The following is a 15,054-nucleotide window of genomic DNA, read 5'->3' on the forward strand; positions in this document are numbered from 1 at the left end:
GCAAATTTTTGCTGATCTGTCACATTCATCAGTATCATTTGCAGAAATTCTAAATCTGAAATGAATGTATAAATCTTGGTGGAAAATTTTAGGCGCTGTTCTGGTTATGTATTCTACTATAGCCGGTTTCCTGGCTTCGGTACCTCCATTGCCTATATTGCATCAAAGCATTAGAAATTTGTATTTCCACGTGCCCATGTGGTTTGCCATGATTGTGCTATTTACCATATCCGTAGTTCAGAGCATCAAATACCTGAGCAGCAATAACCAGATCAACGATAGTAAAGCAGTGCAAAGTGTAAATGCAGGCATCATTTTCGGTATCCTTGGTTTGGTAACCGGTGCGGTGTGGGCACGTTTTACCTGGGGACAGGCCTGGAGTTTTGACGTAAAGCAAAACTTCGCTGCTATCGCCATGTTGTTGTATTTCGCTTACCTGATTCTCAGGAATGCAATTGATGAAGAACAGAAAAGGGCAAAAATCTCTGCCATTTATAATATTTTCGCTTTTCCAATGATGGTGGTACTGCTTTTTGTACTGCCGCGCTTGTCAGACTCCCTGCATCCGGGAAATGGTGGAAATCCAGGTTTCAACGCCTATGATCTGGATAGCCGTATGAGAATGGTATTTTATCCGGCTTGCCTCGGCTGGATATTGATAGGATACTGGATCTACACCATCCTGTTCAGAGTGTCTGCTTTAGAAAAAAATAAATAGAAAAACTACATGAAGAAATTTACAACTACCCTCCTGATGTTAATGCTTACCCTGCAATTATTTGCTCAGGGCGAAGGTTCTGCTATCGCAGACACGCTTGCAGGCTCTGAGAAAATCTATGTTGTGGTAACCTGTGTGGCCATTATTCTCATTGGCCTGCTCGCTTTTCTCTTCTCTATCGAGCGCAGATTAAAAAAACTGGAAAAAAAATCCTAAGATAAAATTGACTTTTTGGTCATTTTGGGGCAGTTTTTGCTAAGTGTTGTGACATGTGTTTCACATACACTAAGCAATTATTAATTTGTATTAATGAAATATTTTAATGCAATTTTGCAGCCTTAAAGAATGCTAACTAACACTACTAAATAAAAAAACCAAATATAATGGCTACTTCAGCAAATGAGACAAACTTCTTTACAGACGTCTGTAAAAATTTTGACAACGCAGCACAATTCACCGGTCACCCGGAAGGCCTGCTCTCCCAAATCAAAGCATGTAACAGTGTGTACCGCTTCCAGTTCCCGATTCGCAGAGGAAACGGATTCGAGGTCATTGATGCATGGCGCGTCGAACATTCACACCACATGAGTCCTACAAAAGGTGGTATTCGTTACAGTGAGATGGTCAACGAAGATGAGGTAATGGCACTTGCTGCCTTGATGACCTACAAATGTGCAATTGTAAATGTTCCTTTTGGCGGTGCCAAGGGAGGAATAAAGATCACTCCGAAAAATTATACTACGGGAGAACTTGAAAACATCACCCGCCGTTATACTACAGAATTAATCAAAAAGAATTTTATCGGCCCTGGTATCGATGTGCCCGCTCCTGACTATGGTTCAGGGGAACGCGAAATGAGCTGGATTGCAGATACATACATGACGATGAATCCCGGACAGCTTGACGCACTGGGTTGTGTAACAGGTAAACCTATAGCGCTGCATGGTATCCGCGGGCGTAAAGAAGCCACCGGAAGAGGTGTAGCTTATGCGGTCAGAGAATGTGTTCGTGTAAGCGAGGATATGCAGAAACTGGGTATGAAAGCTGGCCTGGGCGATAAAAGAGTAATCGTACAGGGACTGGGTAATGTAGGTTACCACTCTGCGAAATTCCTGACTGAATTTGGGGCAACTATTGTGGGCCTTTGTGAATATGAAGGGGCTATCTACAATGAAAATGGTCTGAATGTTGATGAGGTTTTCGCTCACCGTAAGCTGACAGGTTCTATCCTCGGTTTCCCTGGCGCAAAAGAATTTAAAAATTCTATGGAAGGACTGGAGCAGCCATGCGACATTCTCGTTCCGGCAGCTCTGGAAAACCAGATTACTGTACATAACATTAGAAACATCAAAGCCAGGATTATTGCTGAGGGTGCTAACGGCCCATGTACTCCTGAAGCGGAAGAGATCTTTACTGAAATGGGAGGGATCATCATCCCGGATATGTATTGCAATGCCGGTGGTGTTACAGTATCTTACTTCGAATGGTTGAAAAACCTTTCTCACGTAGCTTTTGGCCGTATGGAAAAACGCTATGCAGAAAACTCCAACGCAAACCTGATCAATACGCTTGAAAGTTTAACCGGACAGAGTATCCCTGCAGAACACAGGCTGATGATCGTTAAAGGAGCATCTGAGCTGGAGCTGGTAAACTCAGGTCTGGAAGATACGATGATCCACTCTTATCACGAGATAAGGGAAACTCTGGTGACTAAGCCGGGTATACAAACTTTGAGAACAGCGGCATTTGTTGGCTCGATCGACAAAATTGCAGTTTCCTATATGAATTTGGGCATCTGGCCTTAATATGATCTGTTAACGGAGCAGGTTGAGTATCTCCCTGCTCCGCTAATATGACACTTGCGTTAACATCTGCCGATGCGTCATTGCGTATATTGGTGTATGAAAGTGAGCATCTTTTTATGGTCGGCCCTCCTCATCCTGAGTGCCTGCACCGGAACAACTACTACAAGACAGAACATCGCTACTGAGAATGGATTTGCCGTTCTTCCAAAGCCTGCGGCTGATGAAGCTGTGGCCACTTTTGCTGGCGGCTGCTTCTGGTCGGTACAGGAAAGTATGATCCAGCTCAAAGGCGTAAATACCGCAATCAGCGGATATGCTGGCGGCATTACTGAAAATCCTACTTATGATGAAGTTTCCGGACAGCAAACAGGGCATGCCGAAGCAGTACAGGTGTACTACAATCCTGCAGTGATCTCCTATGAACAACTATTAAAGGCATTTTTTATCGCACATAATCCCACAGAGCTCAACAGGCAGGGACCGGATGTAGGGCCGGAGTACCGTTCTGTGGCTTTCTACAGAAATCCTCAGGAACTCAAAATGATCACTAAGGTGATCTCAGAGCTGGAACGTCAAAAGCGTTACAAGGGCACTTTTGTAACCGAAATGGAACCATTCAAGGTATTTTATCCGGCAGAAAGCTCACATCAGGACTATTACAAACGAAACCCCTGGGAGCCATATGTACGCCGAATTTGCAAGCCTAAAGTGATGCATGTGCGGGAAGAATTTCCACAATGGATTAAAAATGAATACCTTAAACAGTAGTAAAATATACCAGCGCCACAGTGAGTGGTTTGATTTCTGTAATCTTTATGTCAGCCTACTATCAATGTATTGTCATCTAAACTATTAGGTAAAGACTAAAAGGCATTACGAACTTATATTTTTTATCTTTGTGTGTTATTTTTTAAACAACATCAACTAATGAAAAAAAGTGCAATTATTGGCTTAATTACGATTGCGATCTGCGTTTGTTTTCTGGTTAGCTTAAATGCCGATACCAGCAACTACTCTTCTTTCAATGAAGCGGCTAAAGATTCGAGAGAATTTCACGTAATGGGACATTGGGCTAAAGATAAAGGTACTTTTTATGATGCTTTTAAAGATCCGAACCATTTTTCTTTTTATATGAAAGATGAAAAAGGTGATGTGAAAAAAGTGATCTACAGTGGTACAAAACCACAGGATTTTGAGCGTTCGGAGAAGCTGGTGCTGGTGGGCAAGATGAATAACGATACTTTTTATGCCTCAAAGATTTTGATGAAATGCCCTTCAAAATATAACAACGACCTGGTTGAAATTAACAAAGACGGAAAAGTTATTCAGGATGGAAAGGTGATGCCTGTACCCCAGTCTAAGCAGGATGGCCCACAGGAGATAAAATACAAATAATTTTAATGGACATACAATTCACAGGAGAATCACTCCTTCCCGGTAAAGTTGGGCAGTTTTTTATTGTTTTAGCATTTGCAGCTTCACTACTATCTACTATTTCGTATTTCTTCGCTACAAGCAATAAAGATCTTGCAGACCGCTCCTGGCAACGGCTCGGGCGGATTGGCTTTCTGCTAAACTTTATCAGTATTATCGCCATTGGAGGAACCTTGTTTTACCTGATCCTCAGTCATTTTAACGAATACTACTATGTGTATTCACATTCTTCAAAAGCGCTTCCGGTCTATTATATCGTCTCCGCCTTCTGGGAAGGCCAGGAGGGTAGTTTCTGGCTATGGGCTTTCTGGCAGTCACTATTGGGGGCAATCCTGATCTGGAAAGCAAAGTCATGGGAGAACCCGGTAATGACAGTCATTGCGTTTTCACAGGTATTCCTTACTTCAATGTTGCTGGGTATAGAGATCTTCCATTACCGTATAGGAAGCTCGCCCTTCATTTTGTTACGAGATGCAGTGAACCTGAAGGATATGGCGCCAGTTGTTTTTGCAGATGCCGAGAATTACAAAAACTACCTTAAATTTATTACTGATGGCCGTGGATTGAATCCATTGCTGCAGAATTACTGGATGGTGATCCACCCGCCAACATTATTCCTTGGTTTTGCAAGTATGATTGTTCCCTTTGCATATGTGATTGCTGCACTATGGACCAAAAGATATAAGGAATGGGTAAAACCTGCGATGCCATGGGTGCTTTTTGCTGTAATGGTATTGGGTACAGGAATTATCATGGGCTCCTTCTGGGCCTATGAAGCATTGAACTTCGGTGGCTTCTGGGCCTGGGACCCGGTAGAAAATGCCTCCCTGATTCCATGGCTGACCCTAATTGGTGCGCTGCACGTCATGATCGCCTTTAAAAATACGGGGCATGCCTTTTTTACTTCCATTGCTTTAGTACTGATCAGCTTTATTTTGGTTTTATATGCTTCGTTCTTAACCAGGAGCGGTATTCTTGGAGAGACTTCCGTACATGCCTTTACAGATTTGGGTATGTTTGGTCAACTGGTTTTCTTCAATATTGTCTTCCTGATCATCCCTGTGGTACTCATTGTCAGCAGATGGAAAGAATTACCAATCACCAATAAAGATGAAGAAACCTATTCCAGAGAGTTCTGGATGTTCATCGGTGCCCTGGTGGTTACAGTGGCCTGTATTCAGGTGATTTTCTCCACTTCAGTACCCGTATTTAACAAAGCATTCGGTACCAATTTCGCACCGCCAATCGATGCCGTAAAGTACTACAACCAGTGGCAGGCGCCATTCGCCATCCTGGTGACTTTAATTTCAGGTTTCTCCCAATTCTTAAAATATAAACGTACAGATTTACGTAAATTCTATAGCAGCCTGATCGCAACAATCATTATTTCTATCGTAGTTACCGCTGCATTTGTATATGTCACCAATGTATATAATAACCTGATCTACATACTCTTGTCTTTCAGTTGCGTGTTTGCAATATTATCCAATGCAAGGATACTGTCGCAAGGCTTGTCGGGCAAAGGCAAGCTTGTTGGAGCTGCGGTAGCCCATATCGGTTTTGCCTTGTTACTTGTAGGAGCACTGGTGGCGGCAGCCACGAATAAACCTATTTCGATCAATACCTCTAACTTTATTCCTGTAAAAGATTTCGAGAAGGCAGATAAGCCGGGTGAAAATATTGTACTGTATAAAAATGAGCCAAAAAAAATGGGCCGTTTTACTGTCACGTATACGAGTGATACTACGATTGCTCCGAATACATACTATAACTTGAATTTCAAGGTGTATGATGAGGAAACGAATAAACTCAAGGAGGATTTCAACCTGAACCCAAGGATACAGATCAATGAGAAAATGGGACTGATTGCCTCTCCTGATACCAAACATTATCTCACCTATGATGTGTATACACATATCACCAGTGCCCCTGATAAAAAGGAATCACATGGTGAAATGGATGCAGAGAGCGATGAAACCAACTACAAAAAACCTAGAGTTGTAAATGTAAGTGAAGGAGATACGCTGCATACCAGCAGTGGTATCATTACTGTGAAAAGCCTGAACTTTAAACCTACTGCAAAAAGTCTGGCCCTGGCAGAAGGCGACCTTGCTGTCGGACTTCCCCTGGAAATAGACCTCAATGGCAAAATCTACAAAACAGAGCCCATCTTTTTGGTGAAGGGTAATAACACTTTTGATTTTGCCCGTAACATTCCTGACCTCGGTTTAAGGGTACGCTTTACCAAAATCCTCCCTGAACAGAAAAAAGTTGAGCTGCAGGTATTTGAAAAGCCTCAGCAGGCAAAAGACTGGGTGGTGTTCAAGTCGATCGAATTTCCATTTATCAATCTTTACTGGGTTGGTTTGATTGTGATGGTAATTGGCTTCCTGATCTCTATCGTGAGAAGACAAAAAGAAATAAGGGCTTAAATGAAGATTGTCTGCATAGGCTCGGGAAATGTGGCAACACATCTGGCTATCGCCTTCAAAGCGATGGGTGCCGGGATCCTGCAGGTATGGAGCCAGGATAGCAGAAATGCAGAAATCCTTGCTGCACTCACTAAAGCGAAGCCCATCCTGAACTGGAATGAGCTTGATCTGTCTGCGGATCTGTATATCATTGCCGTAAAGGATGATGCCATATCAGCCGTAGTTTCACATCTTAAAGATGTGAAAGGAATTGTAGTACATACCTCGGGTGCCACGCCAATGGCAGCACTGTTTGGGGCTGGAACAGGCTATGGAGTACTTTATCCACTGCAAACCTTTTCTAAAACTAAATCCGTAAACCTGACGAATGTTCCTTTTTGTATCGAGGCCGACCGTCCCGAAACACTGGAGAAAATCTCTGCCATCGCACATTTGCTGAGTCAGCAGGTTGCCACAGTGAGTACTGAACAACGGAAGATCCTGCACCTTGCTGCAGTATTTGCCTGTAACTTTACCAATCACCTCTATCATCTCAGCAGTCAGCTGATGGAGCAGCATCAGCTGAGTTTCGACCTGCTGAAGCCGCTTATCACAGAGACTGCCCAGAAAATACAGTTCGCGAAACCAGTAGATGTACAGACTGGCCCTGCCGTCAGAGATGACCGGGAAACAATGAAGAGACACCTGGAACTGCTAAATGGCTCTCCGGAATTGCAGCAGCTCTATGAAACACTGAGTGACAGCATTAAAAAAACGCATCTCTAGAAGAATTATCAATATATTTATCCAATGCTGCTGCAAAAACTAAAGGAAATTACCACGTTTGTGTTCGATGTAGATGGCGTACTGACTACCGGAGATGTGCTGGCATCGGAATCGGGGGAGTTGCTGCGTACTTTCAACATCAAAGACGGTTATGCCTTACAGCTCGCTGTGAAAAAGGGATACCATGTCTGCATTATCTCAGGAGGTAGTGGACAGGCTATGGCCAGGCGTTTTGCCGGACTGGGCATACCGGATGTATACCTTGGTGTTGGGGATAAAGTAGAAGTTTTTAATGCCTTTCTTGCTCAGTACAATCTCCATCCCGCAGAGGTGTTGTATATGGGTGATGATATCCCCGACCTGAACGTCATGAAACTGGTGGGGATACCCACATGTCCTGCAGATGCCTCTTCTGATATCAAGGCGATATGCCATTATATCTCTCCCTTCAACGGTGGTAAAACTGCTGCGCGGGATGTGATAGAGAAAGTACTCAAAGTTCAGGGCAGGTGGTTTGATGCCAACCCATCGGCTGCTGATGCCAGCAAATAATTTTTTATTAATCTTTAAACCTTCCTCCCTTTTCTTACTCTATTGTGTACAAAACCTGCTTAGACAGGCCTATACTTAAAAAGACACAATATGAAAAAGTTAATGATTATTTGCGGTATGTTATTCAGTATGGTAACATTTGCACATGCACAAGGTGGCAGAATGATGGGTACTCCGGAAGAACGGGCAACAAAAGCTACCACTCAGCTCACCGAAAAATTAGCACTCACAGCTGATCAGCAGACAAAGGTAAAAGCAATTCTTTTAGATCAGAATACGCAGGCAGCCAAAGCACGTGAAGAGGCTGGTGAGGACAGAAAGGCATCCCGCGAAAAAATGATGAAACTGATGCAGGACAATAACGAAAAGATCAAAGGTGTATTAACTGATGATCAGAAAAAAACCTATGCTGCTTATCTGGAAGAAAGAAAAGCTAATATGGGGAAAAGAATGGGCGGAAGAGGAAACAATTAATTCCTTAGAAACTAATATTTAAAAATAGAAGCGGCTCTGGGCCGCTTTTATTATTTTAGCGCATATTCAACTCATCATGTACAAGCAAACTGTTCCTCTCATTCTGGCCTCAAAGTCTCCGCGCAGACAAGAACTCCTGCAAGCCATGGGGCTTAAATTTAATGTACTATTTAAAGACGTGGAAGAAAGTTACCCTGAGTATCTTTCCCCTGCAGAGATCGCCTGCTATATCGCAGAAAAGAAAGCACTTGCTTTCTCTGATGAAGGGCAGGAGAGCCTTGTCATCACTGCAGATACCATTGTTGCCTATGATGGCGAGATCATGGGTAAACCCGCTAATGCCGATAGTGCCCGGAGAATGTTAGGCAGATTGTCTGGTACAGTTCATCAGGTGTATACTGGAGTTAGCCTCGTACACAAGACCCGGCTCCAGACTTTCTATGACATGACCGAAGTGTGGTTCAGAGAAATCACTCCCGAAGAAATAGATCACTACATCAACAATTATAATCCTTTTGATAAAGCTGGCTCCTATGGAATTCAGGATTGGCTGGGATTTATCGCTGTAGAAAAAATAACGGGTTCTTATACTAACGTCATGGGGCTTCCCACAGAAAAACTTTATTCAGCGCTGTCAAATTTCTGATCTTCCAGAATATGATGAAGCACACCCATCTTCAGGTCATAGGTGGACAGGCTCATCTCTGACAGTTGCAGCACCTCGATCACGTAACTGGTAATCAGTGCAGCAATGACGATCATATCCACGCGCAGGCTGATCAGATCTGGCATCAGTTCCCGCTCAGCATGGGTAGAATGGAGCAGTTTTTCTGCCAGTACTTTGTAGGCTGCGATATCCAGCGGTGCTGAACTGATTGTTTTGATGTCCGTATCGGGCAGCAGCATTGCTGCAAAAGTCTCAAAAGCCCCGGCAGAACCAATCAGCATTTTAGGCTGGTGTTTGGCACATGCTGCCCTCAGGTCTGGCAGTTCTTGTTCCAGGCGCTGTATGATGGCCGACTGATCTTCGCTGCTAATAGGGTCTGAATGAAAATATGCCTGCATCAAACGGGCAGCACCGATGTTGTAGCTCTTCTTCCATAACTGACCATCTGCATCACAGATAATAAATTCTGTGCTGCCGCCCCCGATATCCATCACCAGAGAGCGTTCCTTAATAAGGCCTGTGGCTTTTACCCCATTAAAGATATATGCAGCTTCATCCTCACCGCTGATCACTTCAATACTTATTCCCGCTCTTTCAGCCGCCGCTTTCACAAAATCCTGACCGTTGCCTGCACTGCGAACAGCAGAGGTGGCAATCGCTTTTACAATTGCCACGCCCTGCTGATCTATTTCTTTTCTGAAGTCACTTAATGTTTTTATTCCTCTTTCAAAAGCTTCAGGGATGATCACATTATCGTTGATTCGGCCTTCGCCCAGTCTTACAGGAACATTGGTCTTATAGATGACATCAACGCCCGCAGGCGTAAGCTCTGCTATGATCAAATGAAAGGTATTTGTACCCAAATCTATAACTGCTGCTTTCATGGAGGAATGTTTGAGTACTAAGATATCAATTCTTGTAAGTAAACCATTTGATCATTTCTTTCAGACTGGTTTTCTTGCCATACATGAGTATACCTACCCTGTATATTCTGGATGCAACCCATACGGTGCCAATAAAACCGAGTATCAGCAAGGCCATTGATAAAGCCAGCTGCCAGTCGGGCACTCCATATGGCAGCCTAACCATCATCGCAATAGGAGAGGTGAATGGGATCATCGATAGCCAGAAGGCCATGTTGCCATAGGGATCATTCGTAATGACACTCAGCGACAATGTATATCCGAGGAGCAGAGGCATCATCACCGGAAACATAAACTGCTGTGTTTCCGTTTCGCTGTCTACGGCAGAGCCTATAGCTGCATACAACGCACTGTAGAATAGGTAGCCGCCGATAAAAAAGAACAGGAACAGGGTAATGATCTTAGTGACATTCAGGTTAGCAAGGCTCTTTTGTATACTCCCGATCGGACTTTTTTCTGTAGCGTCTTTCAGCATCTTGCTGTCGCTCTGATTTTTCATTGCCGTGGCCACTTCAGTTTTGGTGGCAGTACTTTTATTCGCGTAGATTTTTACTACTGCTGTAGAAATGGCACCTGTGAGGACAATCCAGAGAATAAACTGTGTAAGACCAACGAGGGCAATACCGATGATCTTTCCCATCATCAGCTGAAATGGTTTCACTGACGAAATCATTACCTCAATGATACGGTTGGTTTTTTCTTCGATCACGCCACGCATCACCTGTATACCATACAGTAAGATAAACATGAACATCAGCACTCCCGCGACATAGGCGATCACCGTGCTGGCACCCGCACTGGAATCTTCTTCTTTACCTGTTTCACCGATCTTTTTCATGTCGATATCCACGGATGATTTCAGATTATCCAGATCCTTCTGTGCCAGGCCACTCTCTTTAAGTTTTTGATTGCGGATGACATTTTCAATATCGTCAGACACCTTGCTGTTGAGGGTAAGTCCCGCCTGTTTGGTTCCCAGCAGCTGTATGCCGGCAGGAGCATCCAGGTTAAATTCGGGTAAATACAACACGTAATCATAGCCTTCAGTTGCCAGATTGGCTTTCATTTGCGGAAGCGACTGGTTCACATAGGTATATGTTGCATTTCTTGTAGAGACCAGTTTCTCCGTTAAGGTTTTATTTTCGTTCACTACCGCGATCTTGTTGGATGTACCCTTGATTCCCTGGATGGAGAAATAGATGGTAATTCCATAGAATCCGGCGATGATCACCGGGGTGAGCAGGGTCATCACGATAAATGATTTTTTCTTTACCCTCGAAAGGTATTCACGTTGTATAATGAGTAAAATCTTGTTCATGGCGTTAATTTTGGGTTTTTACCTTTTCAATAAAAATGTCGTTCATCGTAGGGATCACCTCATCGAGACGCTGGATATTCACCAGAGGTAGCAGGACGGCCAGCATATCATTGGCAGACTTTCCTTCTCTTAACTGTACTTTCAGTTTAGTCTTACCCTCTTTGTGATCCTGCTGATGGATTTCGAAGATGTCTGAAGGGATGTCAGTGTCAAATGCCCCGTCGTATTCCAGCCAGTAGGTCTGGTTTCTATAATTATTTCTGATCTCTTCTACAGACCCATCTAGGATCTTTTTAGAGCGGTGGATCAGCGCGATGTTGTCACACAGTTCCTCCACAGACTCCATTCTGTGCGTAGAAAAGATAAAGGTGGCCCCTTGTTTATTTAATTCGAGAATCTCATTTTTGATAATCTCTGCGTTCACGGGATCGAACCCTGAGAAAGGCTCATCGAGAATGATCAGTTCCGGCTGATGCAGGATGGTGGCTACAAACTGGACTTTCTGTTGCATACCCTTACTCAGGTCTTCCACTTTTTTGTTCCACCAGCTGCCCATTTCCAGTTTCTCAAACCAGTATCGCACCCGTTTCGTGGCTTCGGCGGTAGTAAGCCCCTTCAGCCTTGCGAGATAAAGAACCTGCTCGCCGATTTCCATCTTTTTGTATAGTCCACGTTCTTCGGGCAGGTATCCAATCTGCGCAATGTGGTTTGAATTGAGACGCTGACCGTTGAAAATTACCTCGCCGCTATCGGGTGCAGTGATTTGCGTAATAATTCTGATCAGTGATGTTTTTCCGGCACCGTTTGGGCCAAGCAGCCCAAATATTTTGCCTTTTTCCACCGTCAGACTTACATCATCGAGTGCACGGTGCCCGGCATATTGCTTCACAATATTGTTTACACTTAACATAGAAAATAGTTTTAGTTCTATATTAGTACACAAATAAGGGAAATTGTTACAGATTTAATTAAACATTGATCGGATTTTGTCAATTACTCCAGTTTTTTTCTGCCTTTGCTTTTCAGTTCCGATTAAAAAGCCATAGGGCTGAAGCTGAGGCACCTGGTCGCATATAATCTTGATGATTCCTAAAAGCGGTATGGCCAGAATCATTCCTGCCACACCCCAAACCATCTCACCCAGAACGATGACCAGAATGGTGAATAATGGATTAATGTTCACCTGTTCGCCAACAATAAGCGGTTCAAGCAAGTAAGTCTGGATAAATTGTACCAGTGCATAGGTAACGAGTACACCGATAATCATTTTTGAATCCCCGCCCTGTGCCACCACTGAAAGCACCGTTAAGGATGTTCCTGTGATGTTTCCTACGAAAGGAATGATTTCGAGAATACCACAGAGCACCGCAAAGAAGATAGCACTTTCCACCCCAACGATGCTGAAGCCGATGCCATACATGATCCAGAGCATCACGATCATTGTACCCAGTCCCCCTAAATATTGCTGAGCAACATTGCCGGCTTTATGTACAATGTTTTCAGCAGTATTTTTTTCGTCAACCGGCACCAGCTTAAGGATAAACTTTTTGATGTGTGAGCGGTAAACCAAAAAGAGGAACATATAAACTAATACAAGCACTGCATTCACCAGAATCCCCATCATGCTCGAGGCAAAAGCGGCCAGCATAGAGCCTGCGCCGGTTCCCGGACTTCCTTCTTTGGCGATTTGTTGCTGTTGCTTCATCGTAATCCCCGTTGTCTCAGAGAGCCATTTTCGCAGGTCTGTCAGTAAAGTGATCACCCTTTCCTTCATCACATCAATGTTCTCGGCGAAGCCACTCAGCTGCCATGCTAACAGTGAAATCACTATTGCAATTGAAGACAGGAAGATGAGAATGCACAAAAGTGAAGCGATGCCCCTTGCCATTCCTTTGCCCTCAAGCCATGACGAAAGTCTGCTGAGCAACATTGCGAAGATAGCGGAGAGCGCTATAGGGATCAAAAATGGGGCTGCGAAATACAGACCGGCAAAGGTTAGGAAAAAGAATAAAAGTACGTAAATGCTGTGTTGAAGTTTATCCATAGTTATGTACAGAACAACACTTCTTACTAAAAGTTTCGGGCATAAAAAAAGCCCCTGAAAATATAAGTTTTTCAGGGGCAATCACAGGAATGATCCTATATCTTACTCAAAATATTCTTTCATTTTTTCAAAGAAGCTTTTGTCGTTCTTACCTGGCTGAGGTTTGAAGTTCGGCGATTCTCTGAGTTTCTCCAGCATACTGCGCTCTTCGCTGCTCAATGCTTTCGGTGTCCAGATATTCACATGAATAATCTGATCTCCGCGGTGGTAAGAATTTACTTCTGGAATACCTTTACCTTTCAGTCTCAGTAATTTACCACTTTGAGTTCCCGGTTCAATTTTGATCTTCGCTTTACCATCGATGGTAGGCACTTCTGCGCTGTAACCCAAGGCAGCATCGATAATGCTCAGGTGCAGGTCGTACACTACATTGTTGCCTTCACGTTTCAGCGTTTCATGAGGGATTTCCTCGATCAGGATGATCAGGTCGCCCGGAATACCACCGTTAGGGGCAGCATTTCCTTTTCCGCTCATGCTCAACTGCATGCCATCACTTACACCCGCAGGGATATTGATAGAAATCGTTTCTTCACCGCGTACTGTACCCTCACCATGGCAAGAGTTACATTTTGAAGTGATCTGGCTGCCGGAACCGTTACAGGTAGGACAGGTTGCAGTAGTCTGCATTTGTCCCAGGATAGTATTGGTCACCCTGCGTACAGAACCATTACCACCACATGTTTTACAGGTGCTGATAGATGATTTATCTTTGGCACCGCTGCCGTCACAAGTTTTACAAACTACCTGCTTGTTTACCTTGATTTTTTTCTCTGCGCCATGCGCTATCTCTTCAAGAGTAAGTTTTACCTTAATACGGAGGTTAGAACCTTTGGCCACACGTCTGCCGCTGGCACCGCCACGCTGCTGTCCGCCGAAAAAGCTTTCGAAAGGACTGCCGCCGCCACCGCCGCCACCGAAGATATCACCAAACTGGCTGAAGATATCCTCCATGTTCATACCGCCGCCGCCGTAGCCGCCGCCACCTGATGCTCCTCCAACGCCAGCATGACCATAGTGGTCATAACGTTGTTTTTTCTCAGGGTTGCTCAGAACTTCATAAGCTTCAGCAGCTTCCTTGAATTTATCCTCCGCAGTATGATCGTCCGGGTTTTTATCCGGGTGATATTTAATGGCCAGCTTTCTATACGCTTTTTTTATCTCTTCAGCTGAAGAGCTTTTAGCTACGCCAAGTATATCGTAATAATCTCTTTTACTCATAATTAACTACCTACAACAACTTTTGCAAAGCGGATCACTTTGTCATTTAAAGTATATCCCTTTTCTAATTCATCCATAACTTTCCCTTTCAGCTCCTCTGTAGGGGCAGGGATTTTAGTAATAGCTTCATGAAGATCTGTATCAAATGCAGTATTGATACTTTCCATTTCCTTCAGACCTTTCTGGCCCAGGATATTTTTCAGTTTGGAATGTACCAGCTGCACACCTTCGCGGATAGCGTTGATATCAGTTGCATTTTCAGTCGCTTTATTTGCACGGTCGAAATCATCCAGTACAGCCAGCATAGAAACAATCACGTCTTTACCAGCTGTTTGCAGAAGTTCAACACGCTCTTTTTGTGTACGTCTTTTATAGTTGTCAAATTCAGCGAACAAACGTAAGTATTTGTCGTTCAGCGCTGCATTTTCCAGTTTTAGTTTCTCTTCAGCAGAAATCTCTTCAACAGGCTCTGTTACTGTTTCCTCAGTTGCCGCACTCGCGTCATCAAATTGCTCATTATTTAACTGCCCTTCTGCAGCGTTTTCCGTAGTAGGATTTTCTGTATCGTTCGGTTTCTTCTTGCTAAACATACTATAGTAGAATTTTTGGGTATAAAGTCAAAATGTTTGCCAATAGCATATATC

General features: G+C 43.8%; 16 protein-coding genes. 10 read left to right on the forward strand and 6 right to left on the reverse strand.

Annotated features, from left to right (window positions below; genetic code table 11):
• Positions 1 to 64 precede the first annotated feature (64 nt).
• The 10 genes from ccsA (OQY15_RS09305) (at position 65) to OQY15_RS09350 (ending at position 8,826) form a co-directional block, all read left to right on the forward strand.
• Entirely contained in the window at positions 65 to 718 is a 654-nt protein-coding gene (ccsA, locus tag OQY15_RS09305; protein WP_265790636.1) for a cytochrome c biogenesis protein CcsA, read from the forward strand.
• Positions 719 to 727: 9 nt separating this feature from the next.
• A complete protein-coding gene (locus tag OQY15_RS09310) occupies positions 728 to 934 on the forward strand; it encodes a CcmD family protein (protein WP_265790638.1) in 207 nt (68 codons plus the stop codon).
• A 167-nt stretch (positions 935 to 1,101) separates the two neighbouring features.
• Positions 1,102 to 2,523 carry a Glu/Leu/Phe/Val dehydrogenase gene (locus OQY15_RS09315; RefSeq protein ID WP_265790640.1) on the forward strand — a complete coding sequence of 474 codons (1,422 nt, stop codon included), beginning with the start codon at positions 1,102 to 1,104 and terminating at the stop codon, positions 2,521 to 2,523.
• 96 nt (positions 2,524 to 2,619) lie between these two features.
• Complete coding sequence (gene msrA / locus OQY15_RS09320) at positions 2,620 to 3,291, forward strand: peptide-methionine (S)-S-oxide reductase MsrA (protein ID WP_265790642.1); 672 nt, start codon at positions 2,620 to 2,622, stop codon at positions 3,289 to 3,291.
• A gap of 159 nt (positions 3,292 to 3,450) precedes the next feature.
• Positions 3,451 to 3,918 (forward strand): cytochrome c maturation protein CcmE, encoded by a 468-nt coding sequence (locus OQY15_RS09325; protein ID WP_265790644.1) that lies wholly within the window; start codon positions 3,451 to 3,453, stop codon positions 3,916 to 3,918.
• Between the two features lie 5 nt (positions 3,919 to 3,923).
• Positions 3,924 to 6,389: a cytochrome c biogenesis protein CcsA gene (gene ccsA, locus OQY15_RS09330; protein WP_265790646.1), complete on the forward strand. Its 2,466-nt coding sequence runs from the start codon at positions 3,924 to 3,926 to the stop codon at positions 6,387 to 6,389.
• Complete coding sequence (locus tag OQY15_RS09335) at positions 6,390 to 7,154, forward strand: Rossmann-like and DUF2520 domain-containing protein (protein WP_265790649.1); 765 nt, start codon at positions 6,390 to 6,392, stop codon at positions 7,152 to 7,154.
• Positions 7,155 to 7,178: 24 nt separating this feature from the next.
• A complete protein-coding gene (locus OQY15_RS09340; RefSeq protein WP_265790651.1) occupies positions 7,179 to 7,706 on the forward strand; it encodes an HAD-IIIA family hydrolase in 528 nt (175 codons plus the stop codon).
• 90 nt (positions 7,707 to 7,796) lie between these two features.
• A complete protein-coding gene (locus OQY15_RS09345; RefSeq protein ID WP_265790653.1) occupies positions 7,797 to 8,180 on the forward strand; it encodes a hypothetical protein in 384 nt (127 codons plus the stop codon).
• 76 nt (positions 8,181 to 8,256) lie between these two features.
• The gene (locus OQY15_RS09350; RefSeq protein ID WP_265790655.1) at positions 8,257 to 8,826 is read left to right on the forward strand and encodes a Maf family nucleotide pyrophosphatase; all 570 of its coding nucleotides are present in this window, start codon (positions 8,257 to 8,259) and stop codon (positions 8,824 to 8,826) included.
• On the opposite strand, the gene OQY15_RS09355 is transcribed toward OQY15_RS09350, so the two are convergent.
• The 6 genes from OQY15_RS09355 to OQY15_RS09380 all read right to left on the reverse strand — a co-directional run bounded on the left by OQY15_RS09355 (position 8,802) and on the right by OQY15_RS09380 (position 15,000).
• Positions 8,802 to 9,731 (reverse strand): exopolyphosphatase, encoded by a 930-nt coding sequence (locus OQY15_RS09355; protein WP_265790657.1) that lies wholly within the window; start codon positions 9,729 to 9,731, stop codon positions 8,802 to 8,804. The two genes, OQY15_RS09350 and OQY15_RS09355, sit on opposite strands and share 25 nt — an antisense overlap.
• Positions 9,732 to 9,756: 25 nt before the next feature.
• Positions 9,757 to 11,088, reverse strand: coding sequence for an ABC transporter permease (locus tag OQY15_RS09360; protein ID WP_265790659.1), 1,332 nt, complete (start codon positions 11,086 to 11,088; stop codon positions 9,757 to 9,759).
• Positions 11,089 to 11,092: 4 nt separating this feature from the next.
• The gene (locus OQY15_RS09365) at positions 11,093 to 11,998 is read right to left on the reverse strand and encodes an ATP-binding cassette domain-containing protein (protein ID WP_265790661.1); all 906 of its coding nucleotides are present in this window, start codon (positions 11,996 to 11,998) and stop codon (positions 11,093 to 11,095) included.
• 54 nt (positions 11,999 to 12,052) lie between these two features.
• Positions 12,053 to 13,132 (reverse strand): AI-2E family transporter, encoded by a 1,080-nt coding sequence (locus tag OQY15_RS09370; protein ID WP_265790663.1) that lies wholly within the window; start codon positions 13,130 to 13,132, stop codon positions 12,053 to 12,055.
• A gap of 102 nt (positions 13,133 to 13,234) precedes the next feature.
• Positions 13,235 to 14,410, reverse strand: a complete 1,176-nt coding sequence (gene dnaJ, locus OQY15_RS09375) for a molecular chaperone DnaJ (RefSeq protein WP_265790665.1) — start codon at positions 14,408 to 14,410, stop codon at positions 13,235 to 13,237.
• 2 nt (positions 14,411 to 14,412) lie between these two features.
• Positions 14,413 to 15,000 carry a nucleotide exchange factor GrpE gene (locus OQY15_RS09380; RefSeq protein ID WP_265790667.1) on the reverse strand — a complete coding sequence of 196 codons (588 nt, stop codon included), beginning with the start codon at positions 14,998 to 15,000 and terminating at the stop codon, positions 14,413 to 14,415.
• Between the last annotated feature and the right edge of the window lie 54 nt (positions 15,001 to 15,054).

Source organism: Pedobacter sp. MC2016-15, from assembly GCF_026239695.1.
In the GTDB taxonomy this organism is placed as follows: Bacteria; Bacteroidota; Bacteroidia; order Sphingobacteriales; family Sphingobacteriaceae; genus Pedobacter.